This window comes from Nocardia callitridis, from assembly GCF_039543305.1.
GTDB lineage: Bacteria > Actinomycetota > Actinomycetes > Mycobacteriales > Mycobacteriaceae > Nocardia > Nocardia callitridis.
On sequence record NZ_BAABJM010000006.1, the window covers coordinates 261,900 to 284,714 of the forward strand.

General features: G+C 65.7%; 10 protein-coding genes and 1 pseudogene. 8 read left to right on the forward strand and 3 right to left on the reverse strand.

Annotated features, from left to right (window positions below):
* Window positions 1-166: 166 nt before the first annotated feature.
* The 7 genes and pseudogenes from ABEA50_RS25665 (at window position 167) to ABEA50_RS25690 (ending at window position 16,968) form a co-directional block, all read left to right on the forward strand.
* Window positions 167-961, forward strand: a complete 795-nt coding sequence (locus tag ABEA50_RS25665; protein WP_345498573.1) for an SMP-30/gluconolactonase/LRE family protein — start codon at window positions 167-169, stop codon at window positions 959-961.
* 155 nt (window positions 962-1,116) lie between these two features.
* Window positions 1,117-2,028: an alpha/beta fold hydrolase gene (locus ABEA50_RS25670; RefSeq protein WP_345498574.1), complete on the forward strand. Its 912-nt coding sequence runs from the start codon at window positions 1,117-1,119 to the stop codon at window positions 2,026-2,028.
* A gap of 58 nt (window positions 2,029-2,086) precedes the next feature.
* Window positions 2,087-3,760 carry a hypothetical protein gene (locus tag ABEA50_RS25675; protein WP_345498790.1) on the forward strand — a complete coding sequence of 558 codons (1,674 nt, stop codon included), beginning with the start codon at window positions 2,087-2,089 and terminating at the stop codon, window positions 3,758-3,760.
* Between the two features lie 178 nt (window positions 3,761-3,938).
* A pseudogene (locus ABEA50_RS31055) lies at window positions 3,939-4,208 on the forward strand (WXG100 family type VII secretion target); the annotation flags it as partial.
* Between the two features lie 684 nt (window positions 4,209-4,892).
* Window positions 4,893-5,600: a hypothetical protein gene (locus tag ABEA50_RS25680; RefSeq protein WP_345498576.1), complete on the forward strand. Its 708-nt coding sequence runs from the start codon at window positions 4,893-4,895 to the stop codon at window positions 5,598-5,600.
* A gap of 3,967 nt (window positions 5,601-9,567) precedes the next feature.
* On the forward strand, window positions 9,568-14,778 hold the full coding sequence (locus ABEA50_RS25685; RefSeq protein WP_345498578.1) for a hypothetical protein: 5,211 nt from the start codon (window positions 9,568-9,570) through the stop codon (window positions 14,776-14,778).
* 126 nt (window positions 14,779-14,904) lie between these two features.
* The gene (locus ABEA50_RS25690; protein ID WP_345498580.1) at window positions 14,905-16,968 is read left to right on the forward strand and encodes a M3 family metallopeptidase; all 2,064 of its coding nucleotides are present in this window, start codon (window positions 14,905-14,907) and stop codon (window positions 16,966-16,968) included.
* Window positions 16,969-17,016: 48 nt separating this feature from the next.
* On the opposite strand, the gene ABEA50_RS25695 is transcribed toward ABEA50_RS25690, so the two are convergent.
* Together ABEA50_RS25695 and ABEA50_RS25700 are read right to left on the reverse strand one after the other, a co-directional pair.
* Window positions 17,017-18,456, reverse strand: coding sequence for an amino acid permease (locus ABEA50_RS25695; RefSeq protein WP_345498582.1), 1,440 nt, complete (start codon window positions 18,454-18,456; stop codon window positions 17,017-17,019).
* Window positions 18,457-18,679: 223 nt separating this feature from the next.
* The gene (locus ABEA50_RS25700) at window positions 18,680-20,089 is read right to left on the reverse strand and encodes an MFS transporter (RefSeq protein WP_345498584.1); all 1,410 of its coding nucleotides are present in this window, start codon (window positions 20,087-20,089) and stop codon (window positions 18,680-18,682) included.
* 940 nt (window positions 20,090-21,029) lie between these two features.
* Between ABEA50_RS25700 and ABEA50_RS25705 the strand changes: the two genes are divergently transcribed.
* Entirely contained in the window at window positions 21,030-22,097 is a 1,068-nt protein-coding gene (locus ABEA50_RS25705; RefSeq protein ID WP_345498587.1) for a DUF6924 domain-containing protein, read from the forward strand.
* A 372-nt stretch (window positions 22,098-22,469) separates the two neighbouring features.
* On the opposite strand, the gene ABEA50_RS25710 is transcribed toward ABEA50_RS25705, so the two are convergent.
* Complete coding sequence (locus ABEA50_RS25710; protein WP_345498589.1) at window positions 22,470-22,787, reverse strand: DUF222 domain-containing protein; 318 nt, start codon at window positions 22,785-22,787, stop codon at window positions 22,470-22,472.
* Window positions 22,788-22,815 lie beyond the last annotated feature (28 nt).

Here is a 22,815-nt window from a genome sequence, read left to right on the forward strand (position 1 = left end):
ACCGGACCGGTTCGATGGGGCGAGCGCGCGAGGGCGGATAGCCCACGGTACGGGCCGCTCGTGGTGCGCCTTTGTGGTCGCCGCGGTTGCGGGCGCGGCGCTGACATTGCCGGTGATGCCTTCTGCTGGCGCGGGCACTGACTGTGTGCCCTGGACTAAACAGCAAGTGGCGCAGGGTTTCGGGCCGCTGGAGAACCTCGCCTTCGATGGCCGCGGCGGTGTGTTGCTCTCGCAGCAATCTGTCGCCGGTGGCGGTGGGTCGTTGCAGCGCTTGGGTGCCGACGGGTCGCGTTCGGTCGCGGCGGCCGATGTCGACGGGCCGGGCGCGGTGGTAATCGGTGGTGCCACCGCGTATTTCACCACCGGTAACAGCGTGGCGGGACTCCTGTCCGACACCGGCACGATCAGCGCCCTCGATCTCGACACCGGCGCTGTGCGCACCGTGGCGTCGGGGCTCACCATGCCCAACGGGCTGGCGCGACTTCCGGGCGGCGATTTCGTGGTGAGCCGTGACCTAGGTCCGCGGGCCGTGCTGACTCGGGTTACCGCCGACGGCACCCGCACCCCGTTCGCCACGTCGATCACCTCGACCAACGGCCTGGTGTACTCGCCTCGGCACGACCGCCTGTTCGTGTCCACCAGCTTCGATCCGACGACCACCGTTGCCGCCGTGGATATTTCCGACCCCTCCGCGCCGCCTGCGCGTCTCGAGGTGCCCGGGTACGGGCCGGCGAATTCCGCTGACGACCTGACCATCGGCCCCGACGGTCGGATCTACCTGGCGCTCAACGCGGCCGGCGCGATCGACCGCATCGACCAGGACACCGGGGCCGTCTGCACCATCGCCGACGGCTTGCCGTTGACCTCTTCGGTCCGGTTCGGCGCAGGTCGAGGCTGGGACGTGGACGCGATATATGCGACCAGTTTCCTCGGCACGGTCACCCGAATCGCTCGCGCCTGATCGACCTCTCAGCGCCGGTGCCATACGGCTCGTGCTGAATTCAACTGAATAAGAACGATAAAAAGCCGCAATGAGGCGGCAGGGAGGACCCGAAAGTGATGTTCGGTCTACGCGCGTGCGCGACGATGGTAATGGGGGTTGCGCTCGCGGTGGGCGTGGCAGCTGGGCCCGCGGCGGGTCAGCCGCAAGCGGGGGCGCCCGGTCCGCTCCCGGTACCCTTCGATCTCGGCGCAGGGATACTGCCCGCCGGCCTGTTTCCCGAGCAGGCACCGCCTGGCGCCAACGATTGGGACTGCAAACCCACTGCCGCACATCCGAACCCGGTGATCCTCGTGAACCCGACCGCAACCTCGCAAGCGATCGCGTGGCAAGCGGGCGCGCCGTATTTGAAGAACAACGGCTACTGCGTCTTCACCTTCAACTATGGCAACATGGCGTGGCTACCCGGCGAAATCCCGACGCAGGCACTGGGTGATATCCGTACTTCGGCCCAGCAGTTGGCGGAGGTGGTCCAGCGCGTGCGCGCGGCTACCGGCGTCGACAAGGTAGACCTCGTCGGCCACTCGCAGGGCGGCGGGATCCTTGCCTTCTACTACCTCAATGTGCTCGGTGGATTCGACAAAGTCGACAAGATGGTCGGTATCTCGCCGAGCAATCACGGCACCACGCTCAACGAAATCGCCTATCTGCGTAGCTTTATTCCGCCGGTGGGTCGATGGATATACGACCGCATCGGTGACATCGCGCCGGCCCTGATCCAGCAGGCGATAGGGGAGGGGATCGCCGAGCAGGTATACGGCGGCGGCGACACTCGCCCCGGCGTCACCTACACCACCCTCGTGAGCAAATACGACGAGGTGGTTACGCCGTTCGATCAGCAGTATCTCAGCGGGCCGAATGTCACCAATATTCTGCTGCAAGACGGATGCGCCGACGATCGTTCCGAGCATCTGTCCACCATGTACAGCGAACGGGTATGGCGATTCGTGCTGAACGCGCTCTCGCCTGCCACGGCGACACCGGTGCCGTGTTTCCCGGTGAGTCCGTTCTTCCCCGGCGTTCGCTAGCTGAACGGGGGCCGTCGTGGCCCTCGGATTGTTTGACCGGGAGGTGCGGCGCCGAGTGATGGTGGCGTCGCTGGGACGCGGCTTCGGCGGCAAGGCACCACCGGTGCGCGAGATGTGGATGTCGTGGCCGGAAAACCTGGCCGATGCGGTGTTCGGCGAGGTGTCGTGGCCCCGTTGCGGTGCCGAGTCGGTCACCGAGCGGCGCGCGGACGATCGCCTGAGCTTCGCGCTTCCCTACGGTGGCAATGTCGGCCGAACCCAGGTCCGCGATCATGTGCGGATCCGGGTGGAAAACCGGCAGCGAGTGGGCGGCCGGGTGTGTGGACGCGGGGCGAGGAGGACGGGTATGACAGACGGGCCCAACGGCTTGACGGTAGATCACCCCCTTGCCCGTGCGTTGGCGGCACACGCGCCGGTGGGCTGGCAGCGAGTGGACGCGGTGTTCGCGATGACCGTGGCCGACGAGGTCGCCAACATTATGTATTCCGTTGGCGACCAATTGTTTCCGGCGGATCCGCCGGAAGTTGTGCTCAGTCTGGCTCGTGAACAGCGCACGCGAAGTTCGGCATCGGAGGCGGGGCCGTGGTGGCGCATGATGGTGACGCTGGCCAGTGGTGGCGAGATCGAGGTCGACTACGACTACGGTGCGGCCCCGTTCCCCGAGGAGCATCTGTTCGACCCGGAGGCCTATCTCGCCGACTTGCAGGCATATCCGCGCGACAAGGTCCCGGTATGGCTTGCCGCCTACATCGCCAACGACGATCGGCAGCGACGTACCCCGCAATCCGCCGCGAGCCGAGCTCGTAGCGACCGGGACGGCCAGGTGTGGGCCGTACTTGCGGTGAACGAGTTTCCGTCATTCCCGCTGATGTGGGCGCGGTGGGCGACCATCGCCGCCGCATTCGTGGCCGCGGAATCGGAGTGGGGCCCGCGGATGCTGCCGTGGATCGGCATATTCGAGGGCGCGGCGCGCGGCGGGTCGACCCTGCACGCGCTCCCGTCCGGACGCGCGGTGCTCTCCGGTGGCGTGTGGGACGCGCCCAGCTTGGACGCGGCATACAACCGGGGTGCGCCCATGCCGGATCTCTATGCGGGGGCGCCTGATTGGGTAACCGACCTGGCGCTGAATCCGCGCGCTGGCTCCGGCTTATTGTCTTTTTGTTACTGGTGGGAGTCGGGGCACTGGTACCGAGGGGACTCCCCGTCGGCGCGGGAGTGTGCGGCGGCCGTCCCAGCCATGTGGACCCACGACGCCGTTACCCAGGTCGTCGCGGACCTCGCTGGCGACGAGGGTGCACGCGATGCGGCCGCCGTGCTGGTGTCGGCTGCCGAATCGGGCGCGGCAACTCGCGAAATGGTGACCGCCGTGTTCGGTGAGCACGGGCGATGCGATATCGACGGCGCTCTTTATCAACTGACACTGGCCGGACTGGCCTCGACGCGGCCCCGGCCGATGCCGGAACAGCAGGCCATCGCCCGGGTGCGCGACTACATCACCGGGCACAACTTGGATACCACCGGATATCCGTTGTCGGAGTTGGTCGCCCATCGGTTGAGTATCGGATGGGTCGTGTATGTCCCTGTGCCCCAGGGGGTTACGGCTACCGACCGGGCGATCTTCTATCTCGCCGACGATGGTGTCTTCGAACATTCGACCTCCGCGATCGCGCCGACCACGTATATCGCCGAATTCGAACGACGATTCTCGCAGCGGCACGGTTCGACGGCGTGAGACAGCTCAGCGAACCCGCGCGCAGGGCGGCTTCTGCGGATCGGAGCGCGCAGCGGGTGTGATCGCTGGGGCCACCCCATTCCCAGTAGCGGGAGCAATGCGGTGCGCCGAAGCCCACCCTGCTGCGGCAGGATGTCTTATACCGTTGCGCTCACGCAGGATTGAGGGATCGCGGGGTATGAACCAACCGCTGCGGGTCGACCTGGACCAGCTCCGAGCACAAGCTCCGGAGCTCGGCTCGATCGCCGATTCCGTGCAACACGAGCTGGCGACCCTGAAGTCCGTGCTCGCTCGGGAGGGTGAGTGCTGGGGCGGCGACGAGCCGGGACGGGCATTCGCCGAGAATTACGCACCCGCGGCGGAGACCGGGCTCGTGGGGTTTCAGAATCTGGCCGATCGCCTGCATCAGATGAGCGACGCGTTGGCCAGCACGGCGGACAACTTCGCGAACCGAGACCAAGAAAACGCCATCCAGCTCCGAGATCCCATGCAGAGCACATCCACACTTGGCCCGACCAGCTACCGCCAGGATCGGTCAACGTCGATTCCCTCGGTACCAGACCAGCCGAATTCATCGAGCTGGAGCGTGCCCCCTGTCACGTCGTCTCCCTCCGGGTCGGACTCGCCCGTGGATGTCGGCGCCGAGGTTCCCGAAGCCTCCGTCTCGCCCGTGCGGTCGGACTATCAACCGACACAACCGCCGTATCTGCCCGGATCGTCGGCCAGACCGAGGTCCGTCCAAGATCAGGTATATCGCGCCCCACCTCCCGAAACGCGGTCGCCACCCCCGTCGCGGACACCGCCGAACACTTCGAGCGCGCCACCACCGTCAACGGCACAACCGTCGGTTGCCACTGCGAAGCCCGCCTCCGGCCCACGCACGTCGCGCGCCGTCGCGGGAAAGCCGCCGGGCACGCCGTGGTCGAAGCCGCCCACCGGCAGTATTCCGTGGCGGCAATCCCCGACCGGACAGCCGTTGCCCCGCAACGCGATAGGGAATCGTCCGCCCGGACAGGTCTTCCCACCGCATCGCACCGGCGGCACGCCCGGCACGGCGAAACCCGAACCAGCGCGTGGTTCGGCGAAGCCTCGCCGGGAGAAATCTCGCTCCGCGCCGCCGAAACGAGCACCCGTGCGCACCGATTCGGCGGCGTTGGCGGCTGCACGTGCGCTCGCGGCCCGGCACGGCATCCGGATAGTCGGGTTCGAGACCTCCGGCATCGGCGCGGAGACCGTTGCCGACATCGCCGCCGCCATCGATGACTTGCTGGGCAGGTATCCGTTCGTCCCATTGCACGGCATCGAGATCGCCGAGCTCGGCGACGAGGTGATATCACAGGTGCGAGGGGACGATCCCGACGACGACGTGGGCACGGCGGCATGGATCCTGCTCGACCGTCCCACCGTCGCCGACCACGCGCGACTGTCCGAAAAGTTCGGCACGGCAACGCGATCGGGACAGCTGGCGGACGGGCTCGAGGATCGGCCGATGTATTCGATCATCGTCGGTGACGTCGGCAAGATCCTGACAGCGATGGCACCTCGGGCACGAGGGTTGGCGCAGCGGGCCCTGGTCACCGAGTATCACCGGATCAGTGGGCCGTGGGATCGCGGTGTGACCCTGGCCGTTGCCGTGACCGGTTACCGGAAGTGGCGCGACGAGCTGTCCTCGAACTGCTACACGGCTGGTCGCTGGGACCCGTGCGCCGGGCTGTCAACGGGGTTCATCGAGACCCAGATGCGTGGCACGGCCGCGTGTGGGCCTGCGAAAGTGCTGTCTCGACTGCTGGTGGAGATGGCACGGGGGCAGGCCGAAGCCCGTGCGGGCGCTGCGGGGTGAGGTGCTCGATTCGGGATTGACGGATGTGCTGCTCGGCCACATTCCGGAGGCGCATCTGGATGCGATGCAGCGGGCCGCGGATGCGTGGTCGGATGCGGCGAATGCGCTGGAGCGAGCGAGGGGGCGGCTGGAGGAGACCGCACGAGGGGTAGGGATCGAGAGTGAGTTCACGGGGACAGCGATCGCGAAGAACTATTCCGCGCTGCTCGACGCGACTCGTGCGCAGATCGAGTACAACAATGAGCGGGCGCGTCAGTTGTATGAGGCGCGTAATGCGTTCGAGTTGGAGATCTACGTGGTGCGCGGCATCCTTGCGCTGTTGGCCGCGCAGCTCGCATGGGATTTGTTGTTGCCGCCACCGGTCGGGGTCGCGAAGTCCGCCGCGGATCGGGCTGACGCCGAAGTCGCCATGGGCGTGGCTCGGGCTGGCACGCTGCGGTTGGTGGCAGCCCAAGGGGCGCGGTTCGGTGCCAGACATCCGATGTTGGCGTTGGCGGCCAAGGGAATTGGGTTCGGTGTTGCCGCCGGTGGTGGCGTGCCTTATGTGGCGATGCGGGTGCAGATGGCACAGACCGCCCGCGGACATCGGGAGTCGGTGGACTGGAAACAGGTCGGGGTCGGTGCCGCCGCGGGGGCGGTGGGTGGCCTGTTCGGTGTCGGAGCCGGGCATCTCGTCGGATCCAGGATGGCCGGGCTCGGTGTCAATTCCGTGTCGAAGTTCAATCGGGTCCTCGGACGGGTAACCGCCACCGCGACGGCAGGCGCCGTCGGCGGCGGTGTCGGCGGGTTGGCAGGTGGCCTGACCGCTGTCGCGCTGACCGGCGGGCAACTGCGGGGGAAGGATCTCGCGCATATGGTGTGGGCGGGAGTCGCGATGGGTGCGGCCGGCGGCATCGGCTCGACGATCCGTGCGGGACGCGCCGCCGCCGTGGCGGCACGGACCAACACTGCGACGGCACTGCTTCCGCGCGTCAATGTCCAGGAACCGGTGCGCCCGCAGGTCCGCGCCGATGCCGATCCTCGGCCGCCAGCCGCTGGCGACGGTCGATCTGCCAAGCCCGACGGCTCGCCGAAGGCTAGGGGGGTCAAGGAACAGATCGACGACCTCGGCCGTGAACTGCAAGGGACATTGCGTCCCGAGGATTTTCCGGGGAGGTCCTCGCAGGAGGCGCTCGGCGATTTCGTGAAAAAGACCGTGGACCCACCGCCGCGGCCCCACGAAGCGCCGCCACCCAAGGAGGTACTGACACGTGCCCACGAGGCTCGTTCGGCGGACGCCGACAAGCCGCGACCCGCCGAATCGCGCACGCCCGAGCCCGAACCGCCGCTGCGGCCTGAGGAACCCCTTTCTACAGAAGAGGCGTTTGTCCGCATTCTCAGGGAGAACGGGATGTTGCCACCGGACAGTGGTTCGGGTTCCGGAACACCCTTGGCCACGACACCGGCTGGCCCACAGCCTGGTTCACCGCATCAGCCGAACTCGGGAGGACCGATGTCACCCCGGTGGGCGACGGGGGAGTCGCCCACGTCCGGTGCCTCGGCAGGACGTGGGGGCACGGCGCTGCAAGTCGCGCAACCACCCGCGTTGCGGGGCACCATCACGCAGTCGCTGGCGCCGGAGGGCAACGCGGCGGTCTCCGTCAAACCACTCGACCCTGTCGCGCAGGCACCTTCCGCGCAGGCACCCTCCGGTCACGCCAAGGCTGTCGACGTCGGAAAACTGCGGGAAATCTCTATTCGCGAGCTACAAGATATGGCCGATGCCGACGCCATAGGCGCACTCACGGGAGTCGAGCAGACGCCGACGGCGACCACACATCCCACCGTCGACCTTCCACCACCCACCGCGAAGCCGGGTACCCATGCCGCCGCACCCCGGAGCCCCGCACACACAGACTCTTCCGTCACCGATCCGGAGCCGACGCCAGCCCATCCCGCACCGAAGACCGCGACTTCCGAGCCAACCGAGCACATCGCGGCCCGGCTCGATACCGCAACCACTCTCGCGCAGTCACAGCCAACCAAGCCCGTCCCCGACGCCGCGACAACCCCTCCCGTCGATACCGCCCCACCGGCATCCCAGAAACCACGCGCAGTCACCACCGAGCAGGTCCCTTCGGTGCAACAGTCCAACTCGTCCCACGCCACGCCGGGCACCGCGAGTCCTTCTGAATGGACATCGCCACGACCGAATACTGAAACCTCTGTCGCACAGGAAACCTCGATAAAATCAGTGCCCGAGTTCGCTCCGGCCGCCTACGACGCCACCTCCCCGCCGGTAGCTCCTCAGCCCGGTCAGCAGGCTATTGCGGCCGCAGTGGAAGACCTCGGCGCCGCCCAATCCGCATCGCCGCATGCCAAGCCCGACTCGCTGTCCTCGCCCGGGCCGACCACAACGGCGAAGAATATGGATAGCCCTGCTGCACATGGAGATTCGAGCGAATCACGGCCCGAAGTCACGCCGTGGGCCCACCCGGGCCGCACGTCCGGCGGCGGCTTGGCGGAGCCGTCACCAAAGCCGCCCCCTACGACTACTACGGCGGCCGTACCCGATGCGAACAGTCCGACCGGCCAGCCGGGACCATCGAGCGCAACCCTGTCGTCGGTGCCGCACCCAGCGCCCTCCATCTCCGCAGCCTCGCAGTCGGCGACTATCGCCAAGGGCTCAGGCAATCGTTCTGATAATGCTGCCGCACAGGGTTTTTCGCTGCAATCCCACGCTTGGTCTCCAGCTGCTGGCTCGACTGGGCATTCCGACACCACCGCAGCAGCCTCGCAAAGCTCACCGCGCGCCGCGACCACCAGCCGACCGGACGTCGACGAAGCCACCGTTGATCCGGAGGAATTCCCCACCCCGCCGGGCACCACAGTGCCCGACCCACGCGAACACAACACCCAGGGGGACCCGCGCGACCACAACGTGTGGCAGGACCCCCGCGACCACAGCATTCAGAAAACCCCGGCACGGGATTACATCGTCATACCCGGTGTCGACTACCCCCTGGACAACGAGCCACCCGCCGACGCCATACCCGTTGTCCCACGCCTGGCGTCGCTCACCCCGATTGATCTACCCGCCGACTCCGCACGCTTCACACCGGCCCCGCAAAACAACCCCGGCGTCGCCGATCCCACTCCGACACGCCCTCCCGACGTCACACCGTTGCCACGCGATTCCGCGCCGAGTCCACCCCGTGACGACGCAGTTCCGGAAAAATCCGACACACCGATACTGCCGAGCGAGTACGCCCTCGAATCGAACCCCGACGCCCCCGGAGCCCCTCGCAAACCGACTGCCCCGCAGCTGAATCCGCACAGTGTCGAATATGACCACCGAGACAACGGCGTACCCGTCACCACCGGGCCTCCACCCTTGCAGCCCGCCGCACCACGTGAAAGCCGCCGGGACTACAAGCGCCTGAGCACGCAAATGGGCGGGAAAAAGGAGCCCGAGAAGAAGCGTCGACCCCCACCGAAGTCGCCGATACCGCCGCCGCTGCCGGAAAAGCGCCCACCGCCGTCCGCACCGGCCCCTATCGGTCCGCTCGTGATGCGCCCGGAGCCCGCTGCGTCCGAGCGCTCGAAGCGAGGGAAACACGGCGGGCCAGCGCAAGAGCGTGCGAAAATTAGCGAAAGGCTCACTGCCGCAGCGGATATCGCCGCAGCGGAGATGATGCTCGACGCACTGGTTCGCACCGCGCAGGGCATGGTCGCGGTTCGGGTGCGCCCGGACGGGCCGGAACGCGTTCTTGTCGAGGTGGTCGACCAGAGCGGGACCCTACCGGTGCGTGATAAACCGGACAAGACCACCGGAGAAGTGGCGGCGACCGAGTCGGGCCGAGTCACTGAGCTGTTGGACCAGTCGGGACGATGGGGTTTCCTGCTGAACGCCGACGGGACGCGCACACGGTGGTTTGTCGCCGGGCGGGGCGATCCTCCTTCCGCCGCGGCCGAACCCGCTTGGCGAATGACGTTCCAGCAGGGGCAGGTTCAACGAGGTGTGGCGAGGGCGCGCGGTGAGGTCCGTCGATTCCTCTCGCACCACACACGCCTATCTCAGCCGACGACCGATGCCGCGGTGCTCGCCATGTCGGAATTACTCGGCAACGCGGCACAATACGCCAGACAGGGCGGGGCAGAGCTCACCGTCGAGGCGACCGACGCCCGCGTGCGGATCAGTATCGCCGACACCTCGCTCGGATTGCCGGAGTGGCGCGTGGAGAGCAACGTCGACGCGGCCGACGAAGTCGCGCCTTCCTCCACGGTGAACCCCGCCGACGTCGATGCGCTCCTGGCCGGAATCGACTTGGCAGCACTGGATTCCAGCGGCAGTAACCCGAGCGAACCCGGGGACCGTGCGGACGGTGAACACGGGCGTGGTGCGCGGATCGTCACGGAGAACGCCATCGCGATCGGCACCGATGTGACGCCGAACGGAAAGACGGTGTGGGTCGAATACCGGACTCCCCCCAAGAGTTACCCGGTCTCTCCTGGCAGCGCACTCGACCTCCCCGAGGACCGCGCGCGCCGGGGTGACGGCGCTGAGGTCATCGCCGCACCGAGGTCGAAGCGCGGTTTGTTGGTGGAGGGGCCTCTGGTCTTCCACCAGGCGCCGGAGGGCCCGTCGGGTGCGGGCCCGCACCCGTCGCTTCCCGCACCGGCCGTGCCGCAAGCAGACTCATCCGCCCCGTCATCTCCGCCGAACCCCGGCGTCGCTGCCGAATCGGTTCCTGTCGAGATACAGGAACTCCTGGCCCAACTCGAACATACCGACGGCGCAGCGGATCCCGTGCAGATCGCGACCCTCGTGCGGCGATACCAGGAGTACTCGCAGGAGCGAGCGAGCTCTATCCACCGGGAGTTCCTGAATAACAAGAAGGCCGATCTGGTGGCCAAAGGAACCTCGGAGGCGGCCGCTGAATCGCTCGCCCGGCAGGCGGCGGACGATTTCATCCACACCGACCGTGGGCGCGATCGAATCGCTCGCGACGCCGTGCGGAGTACTCAGCAGTGGGCGCGGAACTCGCAGATTCCGATGCGAGTCGACGGCGCGGCGGCGCCGAGCACGGACGTGCGACAGCCTCCTGTGGTGACCGGCGAGCGGCCGACCACCCATCCGCTGCCCAAGGTTCTGCTCGCGGTCATCGCCGAAATCAAGAGCGCCGGTGTCGATCCGGCCGTGATCGAGCAGGCCGAGCGCCTGATTGTCGAGCGCTATCGACAGTATCTGCGGGTACCGCAAGAGAGCGTTCACCGCGATTCCGTAGCGAAGCGCTGGGCCGATCTCGTGCACCAGGGTGTTCCGGCCGCGGAGGCCGAACTTCGCGCCCGTCAAGACGCCGATGTGTTCATGCAGACGCCGAAAGCACGCCGAATGGTCGAGAGCGTTGCCGCCAACAACACCAGGCAGTGGGTCGACAAGATCAAGTCGCGCGCCGGGCAAGCGAACTTCAACTTCGTCGACTGGCTTGCTCGGACCTATCGCGAAGAGCACGCAATCCCCTCCGAGCCGACGGCTGGGCTGACCGCAGCGCAACGCGCCGTCAGTGACTATGTGGATGCGGTGCGTGTCAAGCTCTCAGCTGCGCGGGGCCGGGCTGCCGCATTGCTGCGGCGTCATCCGGAACTCGAAGTCAACGGCGGCCATCACTGGCTGACGGCATTCGATGCCCACCACAGGGCACTGGGCGCGCTATCCCATCACTATTCCGAAGGCAAGACCGCTACTGGGAATCCGGTTACTCGCAAGACCGACATCGCCGATGTCGAAGCACACGAAATTTCGATTCGAGGGTTGCTCGGTGAGATTCAGTTGGCTGAGCAGTTCGATCAGGTCGATGCCGTGTGTCTGCGGGCCGAGGTCGAAATGCCGATGGGCGCGCGGATCGACGCCGAGATCGATGTTGTCACCGATGGCAAACGGGTGTGGCGGGAGGTAAAAACCAGTGGTACCAAAGGGCAGGCAACGAAAGCGGCAGAATTCGAGGCCCAGGCTCGCCGACAACTCCACATCACGCACCTGAATCATGAGTACTGGGTGGATGGTGCTCCGCCACAGGTCAAGTGGCACTTCCTGAATGGCGTCCGCCCGGGCGTCAAGGCGAGGTTGGAGGCGATTCGGATCGAAGACGAGTCCGGGCGAATCATCCACGATCACCGCGTCGAGGTTGTGGACGATTCCACCAGGCGCTCCGGCCGGACGAGTCGCCGTCGCCGACCGGGCAACGAGCCCACCGCTGCCTCGGGCACCCCACAGTCCCAACCTGGTTCGGAAACGACGTCGCAGCGACCAGGGCAGCGAGGGCAGTTGTCGACGTCCACGCCGCCCTATAGGCCAGACAACTCGTCGCCGATGATGACCCATGCCGAGTTCGATGCGCGGCTCGCTACTGCCGAACGTTCTGGTGAACCGGTCCGGACATACCCACCGAGCGTGAACAGCACGAGCACTCTCCTCCATGTCGCCGAATACCCCGACGGTTTCGTGACGGTCGAGAAATCTGGTCTCACCCGCGAACAACAGATCGCCGAAGTGGTGGTGTCATTCATCGGCCGAATTCTCGAGGTTCCTGTCGCACCTGTGCTCGAAGTCGGTCCTGGCCTCGTGGTCATGCCGTGGTTATCGGGGACCCCGTCCAGAGGTTCGAGCGACGACCCCGGCGGGCAGGCTGACATGCTGGCTGTGCTCGACCATCCAGACGCGCGGAGTCTAGGGATGTTGGACGTGGTGGTCGGCAATTGGGATCGTGCGAACAACTGGATGCGGGGGGACCGTTTGACCGGTTTCGACCACGCGTTATCGCTCGGAACCGCGTCGGTAGATCCCGCGTCCAGCCCCTGGTCTCGGCACTTTGTACGGGCCGTGAATCCCCGTGCGGAAGGGGATCCCTACGAGTGGATTCCCAACGATCTCAGCCGCGCCAAGGTGGCCGAATATATCGAACGATTCCACCTGATGCGTTGGTATTCCGAGTATTACGAGCCGTTCCTGCCCGGCTGGTATGAAAGGTCGTTGTACAACCTGAGCAAGATTCATGACTATGCGAGGCGCACCGACGGAATCCCGGAGATTCACGCAACGGATCCAGCCCCTCGGGCAACCGCGACAACACCAGTACCCGGCAGCGCCCCGGTCGAGCCACGAAACAGCAGACACGTCCACGCCGTCGAATCATCTCGGTACGACGAACAGAATCCCCTCGCCCCCAAGCGGTTTCGTCTCGCCGGCCCCAATCGCCCAGAGCAGCTGGAGCGAGCCCGTTGGTCGCACCACGACGACCGGTCGCACGACAACGACGATGTCGGGGTCGACCCGCAACTCTGGGACAAGCCCGAACCATTCCCGACGAACAGCCCAACCGACCGCCCACAACAGTCGTTGGCAGCACAAGAGCCCGAGCGACCGGCTCCGCCACCAGTGCAACCACCAATATTCCCAACGCCCGCTGGGGAGTTCGCTTCCGCCAACCTCGATGCGGCCGCGAACACGCAACAGCACATCTGGCCAGAATCACAATCTACGCCCGAGTCGCCCGCACAGCTCCAAGCGTGGCCGGATCCACCGGTGAACGAAGAGACGGAACAGGCGGTTCCGACGCAAACGGACCTGAGGGCGAGGCTGTCGACGGCCGTACGAAGCCGTCAAGCTGTGGACTGGGCCACCATGGTGGCGAATTCGCAAATTCTGCTGCTTGGTGAGGACCACAGCAATATATCTGGTCGCGTATTTCTCAGCCGGCAGGTCGTCGCGCTGAAAGCAGCTGGTATCACCCATTTCGCCATCGAGGCAGGATCACATCCAGCATTCGATGCACTCAACAACGGCAGCTCGGCGAACCTGTTTAACGTTGAAGCCGGGCCGGGATGGGGTGGATACTCCGACGCGGTCTATGCGATGGTTTTCGAAGGAATAAAAATTGTCCCCTTCGACGTGAGAAGTCCCGGCTCGAAGTTCGGCTCGCCCCTTCGTGATATTCGTGAGTCGTATATGGCGAAAACGATCGCCAGCGTTGTGCATGGTAACCCGGATGCGAAGGTCGCCGTCCTGGTAGGAATGGATCATCTAGCCACGGATCAAGAGGTGTGGGAGCGAAAGACCGGTGCATTTGCGGCATCACTGAACACTCGGCTTCGAGACGCCGGATACAAGACTATTTCAGTTTCGATATGGGGTGGCAAAACAATGCAACCCGGGCTGATAAACTCGGTTTCCGAGGAGCTCGATGTACAAGACGAGACATTCGTTGTCGATTTGCGCGAATTCTATTCTACCGGTGGAGGTTTCCCGGACTGGGAGTCCGACGTGTTGCTGCACCTCGGCAGCACGGACAGCTTCCGGCTTCCCGGCGCCGACGCGAACATTGCCGGGTGGGGCCCGCTGCCAGGCGCGCCGGAGCTTGACCCGTACCCGCCGTCATCCAACCGCCTCACAAGGCACCCGATGCCGCGACAGATCCCCGCGGAAACTGTCGACCGGCTGCATCTGTCCCAATCTCGCGACGATGGTCTGATCCTTTATGACGACGCGCTGGCCGCACTGGGTCACGATTTCCGTGTACTGGTCAGCGACTGGTCGAATGACGACCACGCCCGGTCAACCGTCAGTTTGGGTGCCGAACTGGTGTCGATGTTTACGAACGCGGCCGGTGACGCCGAGGTGGAGGCCACGAAGACGGGCGAACTCGGTCACCGTGTCCTACGGGTCGAAGTGTCCGCCGCTGGGGGCGGAGCCGAATCGCAGTTTCCGGAATTCCTCGAAACGTATCTCACGGGCAAACTCGATCTGTTGACCCACCGGTATGGGCGCGGCCGAGTCGAAGGCGGCGCCAACAGCCTCTGGTTCGAATTCGATGAATCGGGACTGGATTTCGGCCCGTCGGGCCTGGCCGCGGTGCATGGAGTAGTTCCCGAGCCCGACCGAGAGCGCCCAGAAAGCCGTGGTTCGGTCCGTTCGTCTCCGCCGCCGAGTGAACCGGTGGGGCTTCCCGCGGGATCGGACACACCACCGGCTCAGCGGTCGGCTCCCGCACGCACTGAGAGCGGTTCTACCACGGTTGATCCGGAATCGAGGACATCGACTCCATGGGAAAAGGCTCGTGACGCCGCCGATGCCACGACGCTACCGCAGGCGTCCGGCAAGCCGGCCACACCATGGAGCGACCGGCCAGAGAGAACCTGATCATCGAGTCCTGGTCCGCGGAAGAGTTTTTCGCGAAGGTTGGGTTGGTTTGTGTCTGAACGCGCCTCCCGGGGCGGCAACGCCGTAGTAGATGACAGCCCCGGCGCGGCGGCATAGGTTTTCCCCATGACGAGCAACCCGTTCTTCACCCGGAGCCCACTTCCGTACGAACTTCCCGAGTTCGCGAAGATCGGTGACGAGGATTACCTGCCCGCGTTCGAACGGGGGATGGCCGAGCAACTGGCCGAGATCGCGGCCATCACCTCGGAGGTCGAGGCGCCCACCTTCGGCAACGTCATTGTGGCGTTGGAGTGTTCGGGTGCGTTGCTGAAGCGGGTGTCGAATGTTTTCGACAATATCGCGGGCGCGGATTCCAGTGCGCGGTCCGACGCCATCGCGGCGGAGGTCTCGCCGAAGCTCGCCGCACACACGGATGCCATCCACCTCGATCCGAAGCTTTTCGACCGGATCGAAACGCTGTACGCGCGGCGTGATGAACTCGATATCGACGCCGAGGAACGGCGGCTGCTCGAGCAGTATCGGCTCCGGTTCCGCCGCGCCGGTGCTGGCCTCGACGCCGAGAAGCAAGGTCGTTTGCGTGCGATCAATGCCGAACTCGCCGCAGCGGGAACGGAATTCGGGCAGGCCAACTTGGCGGCCAGCAACGCGGCGACGCTGATCCTCGACGATGTTTCGGAGCTGGCAGGGCTGGATGCGAGCACGCTGTCCTCGGCGGCGCAGAACGCCGAGTCGCTCGGGCACCCCGGGAAGTGGGCGCTGCGTTTGCAGAACACCTCGAATCAGCCTGTCCTTGCCGGATTGTCCGATCGAGAGGTGCGGCGCCGAGTGATGGTGGCGTCGCTGGGACGCGGCTTCGGCACCGAGGGCATCACCGGCGCCCTCGCCACACGAATCGCCGCGCTGCGCGCCGAGCGCGCCGCGTTGCTCGGCTACCCCGACCACGCGGCGTACGCGGTGGAGGATCAGACTGCCGGGACCGTCTCGGCGGTCGAGGACCTGCTTGCCCGGTTGGTACCCCCAGCTGTGGCCAATGCGCGCGGCGAGGCGGCCGAACTCGCGGCCGCGATGCGGGAAGGCACAGGGCAGGAGGTCGAACTCCGCTCGTGGGACTGGCAGTTCTGGTCGGAAAAGCTACGGGTCGAACGGTTTTCGTTCGACGCGGCGGCGTTGCGTCCCTATCTCGAGCTGGAACAGGTGTTGCGCGACGGGGTGTTCTACGCGGCCGAGCAGGTCTACGGAATTACCGTCCGGGAACGCGGCGATCTGATCGGCTATCACCCGGAGGTTCGCGTTTTCGAGGTATTCGATGCTGACGGCGAGCCCCTGGGGCTTTTCCTCGGCGACTTCTTCACCCGGCCGTCGAAACGTGGCGGCGCCTGGATGAACGAATTGGTCGGTCAATCAAAGCTTTTGGGCCAGAAGCCGGTGGTGGTCAACAACCTCAACATCGTGAAACCACCCGAAGGTGAAGCCGCCCTTTTGACCTGGGGCAACGTCAGGACCCTGTTCCACGAGTTCGGGCACGCGTTGCACGGGCTGTTCTCGAATGTGGGCTACCCGTTCTTCTCCGGTACCGAGGTGCCCCGCGATTTCGTCGAATTCCCCTCACAGGTGAACGAGATGTGGATGTCGCGGCCGGAAATCCTGGCCAACTACGCCAAGCACTTCGAGACCGGCGCACCGATGCCCGCCGAACTCGTCGAGCGCATGGCCGCGACCGAACGATTCGGCGAGGGCTTCCGCACCGTCGAATACCTTGCCGCGGCGCTGCTGGACTGGGCGTGGCACCGTATCTCCGCCGCCGATGTGCGGTCCGGCGTCTTCGACCCCGGCGTCGGCGCCGAGGCCTTCGAGGACGCGGCGCTGCGTAAAGCAGGCATCGCCCTCGCCGCGATTCCGCCTCGGTACCGCACCGGATATTTCGCACACATCTTCTCCGGTGGTTATGCGGCGAGCTATTACTCGTATATCTGGAGCGAGGTGCTCGATGCGGACACCACGCGATGGTTCACCGACGGCGACGCGTCGATTCGCGAGAAGGGTGAGCGCTTCCGCCGCGAACTGCTGTCCCGAGGCGGTTCGGTGGACCCGCTCGGAGCATTCGAGGCCATCCGGGGGCGGGCACCGGAGATCGAGCCGCTACTGATCAGGCGGGGCCTGACCGTCTGATCCTGTTCTGCGACACGCACTACGGGAGCCCGGCAGTCAGCGTCGTGGTCAAGCGTCCTCGCGCAGGCGCGAGTGGTGACGACCGTAGGCGAAGTAGATCACCATGCCGAGTGCGAGCCAGACCACGAACCTGATCCAGGTGAGCACGTCCAGGTTCAGCATCAGATACAGGCAGGCCAGCGCGGCCACGATCGGCAGTACCGGCGAGAGCGGAACGGTGAACGGTCGCGGCAGGTCCGGCCGTTTACGGCGCAGTACCGGCACCGCGACAGCCACGATGATCATCGCGGACAGCGCGCCGATGCTCACCATGTCGGACAGTTCGGTGATCGGCACGAACGCCGCGAGTAGCGCGACCACTACCGCGCCGATGATGGTCACCCGGTGCGGTGTGCCCCAGCGAGGGTGCACCGTGCCAAGCTTTTTCGGCAGCAGACCGTCGCGGCCCATGGCGAAACCGATTCGGCCGATGGTCACCAGCTCCACGGTCATCACCGAGGTCAGCCCGGTCACCGCGCCCACCGAGATCAGCGCGCTGATCCAGTGCATACCCACCGAGTCGAAGGCGGCGGCCAGCGGCGCGCCCTCATCGATGTCGGTGAATGGCACCATGCCGGTCAGCACCAGTGACACCGCGATGTAGAGCACCGCGCAGATGGCGAGCGCGCCGAGAATGCCCACCCGCAGGTCCTTGCTCGGGTTCTTGGTTTCCTCGCCGAGGTTGGCCAGCGCCTCGAAACCGGTGTAGGAGAAGAAGACAATGGCCGCGGCGGTGAGGACTCCGGCGAGGCCGAAAGCCGATTGCTCCAGCCCGAGCCCGGCCTCCACCACCGGCTGGTGCAGCACGTCCGCGCCGTCGCCGGTGGGTCGAGCCGACGGGATGAACGGCGTGAGATTCGCCCCCTTGACGAAGAACACCCCGACCGCGACGATCAGCAAGCACACCGCGACCTTGACGATCACCAGCACGTTGGTGACCAACGCGGACTGCTTGATTCCGGCCACCGCGACTGCCGTCAGCACGGCAATGATCAGCACCGCGCCGACGTTGATCGTGGCGTCTTCACCGAACCACTGCGTTGGCAGGCCGAGCAGGTTCGCCAGATAGCCGGACCAACCGCGCGAAACCACCGCCGCGCCGAGTGCGAATTCCAGTAGCAGGTCCCAGCCGATGATCCAGGCGAATACTTCGCCGAGCGTGGCCAGCGCGTAGGTGTAGGCACTGCCCGCGGTCGGCACGCTCGACGCCAGTTCGGCGTAGCAGAGCGCGGCCAAGCCCGCGACCACGGCGCCGATCACGAACGACAACGTCACCGCGGGTCCGGCATGCGTCTTTGCCTCGACCCCGGCGAGGGTGAATATTCCGGTGCCGATAATGATGCCGACCCCGAAACCGACCAGGTCACGGCCACGCAGGCGACGTTTGAGTCCGTCGGTGTCCTGCCGCTGCAACACCGTATCGACATTCATGGTGCGGGTGATTCCCATTCAGGCACAGTAGAAGTTCCAGCGGTTTCCCGCAGCGCTACCCCGGGATAACCGGAATGTTCGCCCCGTGTCATCGGCGCGCGCGTCTTCGACCGCGCATATCGGCCACAACACCACGGAGGCTCGTGCTCAGCAGGTTTCCGATTCTCGATCGTCGCGGAGGTAGTGTCCGTTGCAGCACCGGAGCACGCGTATCGACCACGTGCCGCCACACATTCAGCGCTCAAGGTCGTGTCGCCGACCGATTCGACGGATGCGGTTCGAGAACCGCTGTGCGGGAATCGGGTCCGTGCACCGGGGGGCAAATGCGGGGGACCAATGAGATCCGCCTGCCCGAGATCCGTACGCGTACTCGGGTGGTGCGCAGGAGGATAACGCCGACCAGTGCCGCGGTTGTCGCGGAGACCGCCCCGCAGGCGAACAGGCCGAGGCGGGGGCCAAATCGTTCGGTTAGCCAACCAACGAGGGGGCCGCCGAGGGGTGTGCCGCCGGTGAAAACCATCATGTACAGCGACATCACCCGTCCCCGCATGGCGGGGTCGGTTTCCAGTTGCACCATGGAGTTGCCCGAAGTGTTGAAGGTGAGTCCGAGTAGGCCCACCACCGCGAGTAGGGCGGTGAAAAGCCAATAGTTCGGCGCGAAAGCGGTGACCGCCTCCAGCACGCCGAAGCCGATCGCGGTGGCGACCAGCATGCGCATGCGTACTTGTCCACGACGGCTCGCCAACAGCGCGCCCGCGAGCGATCCCGCTGCCAGTGCGGTGTTGAGCAGTCCGTACTTCCCGGCGTCGACCTCGAAGACGTGGTAGGCGAAGCCGGACAGCACGGTCGGGAAGTTGTAGCCGAAGGTGCCGACGAAAGCCACCAACACGATCGGCCAGAGCAGCTGTGGGTGCGTGCTCACGTAGTGCAGCCCCTCGCGCAGTTGTCCTTTGCGTCGTGCGAGACGGGGGACCGGTGTCAGCTCCGACTCCCGCATGGCCAGGAGAGCGCCGATGACGGCGATGAAGGAGCAGCCGTTGATCGCGAAGGCCCAGCCGGAGCCGACCGCGGCGATCAACGCGCCGGCGACCGCCGGTCCAACCAGCCGCGCGGCCTGGAAGTTCGCGGAGTTCAGGCTCACGGCGTTGCGTAGCCGCTGCCGTCCGACGATTTCCGGGACGAAGGACTGACGGCTCGGATTGTCGATGACGGTGACCATGCCGAGCAGTAGCGCCATCAGATAGACGTGCCAGACCTCGACGGAGCCGGTCAGCGTCAGTACGGCGAGGATGGCGGCGAGCAGGCCCATTGTCGCCTGTGTGATGACCAGCAAACCCCGTTTGGGGAAGCGATCGGCGATGACGCCGCCGTAGAGACCGAACAACAGCATCGGGAGAAACTGCATGGCCGTGGTGATACCAACGGCGAAGGAACTGCCGGTGAGGCCGAGCACCAACCAGTCCTGCGCGATCCGCTGCATCCAGGTTCCGGTGTTCGAAACCACCTGACCCGCGAAGTAGTAGCGGTAGTTGCGGACGGCGAGCGAGGCGAACATACCGCTCGTCTCGGCAGGCTGCTCCGCTGCCGGTGGGTCAGGTCGGAGTGTATCGGTGGTTGTGGTGTTTTCGTCGTCGGTGCGGGGCGCGGTCAAGACTGCCTTTCCTTGTTGAGCTCCTCGTTTCGGGGGAAAATGCAACGATCGGTGGCTCCTGCGTCGGGCAGGCGGGAGTGCGTCTGGACGCCCGACCAGGCCCGGTGAGCCTGGTGGCAGGCCCGGCGCAACCCATTGATTAGCTTACCTAATTAACTGTGGGTGCAGCGCGCCCGTTGTCGGTGGCCGCTGGTCGAGCGCTGTCTTCATCGCACTGTGGACCCGCGCCTGCACTGTTGACCGTGGCGTGGCGACGCACCTCTGGTGGCGGACCACCGAACCGGCCCGGGTTTCGACCGTCGGTCAGCAGTTCGGCTCGAGTGGGAAGCACGGCTTCGGTGGCGGCGCCGGTTGCGTGGGCGCCGCGGGTGGCGGCACTTCCGTGTTGTCGGAGTATTCGTCGCTAGGTCCCAAATGGGTGACTGTCAGGATGGCCAGCACGAGCACCGCGCCGCCGAAGAGTGCTCCGAAGACCCACAGGATCGGCCAGGGTGAGGTGCCGCGCGAGCCACGAAAATGCACAGATCTGCTGCGCCGCGGTGACAGTGCGCGTCTATCCCCGGCCCCGTGCGTGTGGTTACTCACCTGTCTGCCCTCCGCGGGAAAGTGACTGGATCGCTACGTATTCCATCGAATCATGTCTCATAGCTATGAGTATGGCGTGGCGGTCTGACATATTCAGGCCAAGCGATCGCGCAGGTGTGCTGTGACACCGCTGGGTAGGGCAGCGGGGTGCGGCTGTGGGTAATTGATTTCGGCCTCGAATGCGGTGCCCGGCGGGTGTTCGCAGCGCCTCGGTTCCGAGATGGCTGAGTCGCGGCCGTGAGTCGGTCGATGTGTCGGCAGTTTCGATCAGCTCGTTGCATCCGCACGCCGTCTCGTAAGCTCAACTCCTGTTGGACTGTTCGTTTCGCGGGCAGGTGGTCGGTGAGGAGTGTTCGTGGGTTCGGATTCAGACGAGACGACCGTGTTCGTGTTTCGGATGTGGCGGCGCGACTCCTTCGAATGGGAACAGCAACCGCCATTGCGGGTGTACCTGTCGGCCGATGCCGGTGCGGAACCGGAGCAGCTGTCCTGGGTCGCACACGACGGCACGGAGTGCTCGGTGGGGTTCGCCGCGGATCTGAGTACCTGTTACGGCCACCGTCGGTCGCCCAGTCTGCGCACCATGGATATCCGCGGGGAACTGGACCGGCGAGAAACCGTGCGCGAGTCGGAGTTTCGCGGATACGAGTTCGATACGGAGACGCTGGACAAAGGGCGGCATCCGAAGGGGCGGCTGCGTCTGCCCGTCGACGCCGGGGATGCGGCACCGCCCCGTTGGGTGGCCTGGCGTGACCGATCCGCCACCGCGTACTCGATCGCACTGTGGTCGCCCGCCTGGTCGGATGAATCGGGCGACCTGGTGGTTGCCGGGTTGCGGATCAAGCTGGCCAGCCTGACCTTTCACGGTTACCGGCAGCCCGCCGGCCAGGAACCGATCGCCTACCGTGGTGTCTGGGCGAACGCCGGGAGCGACGATGTGCGAGAGTTGACGCCAGCGGAACCCGAACCCGTTGCGCTCCAGCCAGTTCCGGCGGGAACGCCGTGCCTGCCCAGCCTGTTGTCGGTGCCACTGGTGCGTACCGACTTCACCGACGACGATGCGTGGACCGCGACCAGCACATCCGTGACCGCGCAGCGGCACCTGCAAGGCGGCGACGTGTTCTGCGCGGATGTGGAGCCGGTCGACGACACCGCCTTCGAAGCGCTGACCGCGACTCAGCTCTGTCAGCTCGTCCCACCGGGCGTGGACTGGTCGCTGCTGCTCATCGCGGACCGGACCACCATGACCTCCGCCGAACACCACGTCCTGGTCGTTGATCTCGACGAAGACAACCTGGGCCGCACATTCCGCGCCACTCCACCGGCAATCCAGGAGATCGAGAACAACCTCTCCCTGGCGAACATGGACTGGGAGGATTTCGCCCCTGACGACGACAGCATCGTCGGCCCCATGCTCCTGTGATCCGCTACTTCATCCGAATGTCCGCCAGGTGCATCGGCACCCGACGGGCCAAGCGATGCGGGACATCGCTCACCATGGGCTGTCGGAGGTGCCGGCAACACCTTCGGCAAGGTTCCCCCGTCCCCGACACGCTTGGCTGACTTGGTGAAATCTTCGCCCTGAAGAGCTATGTCGACGACGACGCGACCCCACCGCTGACGTGGGGAGGGGCGCACTCAGGACATGCGGAATGCTCTGGTCGAAGCCTACGGGTGCGGGATTTGTCCACGCGGGCAGTCGATTCGACGTTTCGCTCGGTATCGGCGAGCTGTCAAGCGGCAAGGTCGAATCCGCGAATCTGTCGATGTGGCGCTGCTGCGCCCGTGTCCGACCTCAACTCGCTAAAGACATTGCCCGCCAGGGCTTTTTGGAACGCGCGCGGGCTCGCGGGGCGGCGTATTCGATTCGCTGACGCGCCGCGGAGGTGCTGATCCGCAGCAGGTCGCTCAGTAGGTCCACGGTGTCTCGGTAGCCGGTGTCGGCGGCGAGGCCGCGCCGCTCGGCCTCGGCGACGGCCGCGATCATGGCCGCGCCGAGGCGACGCCGGTGGCGTTCGGTTTCGATGAGGGTGCGGAGCAAGTCGACATCGGCCAGTTCGGACCATTGCCGCGCCGGAGCATCCGGTGCCAGTGCAGTCGAATGTGTGTTCACCCGACGTACTGTACCTCAATCTCGAACA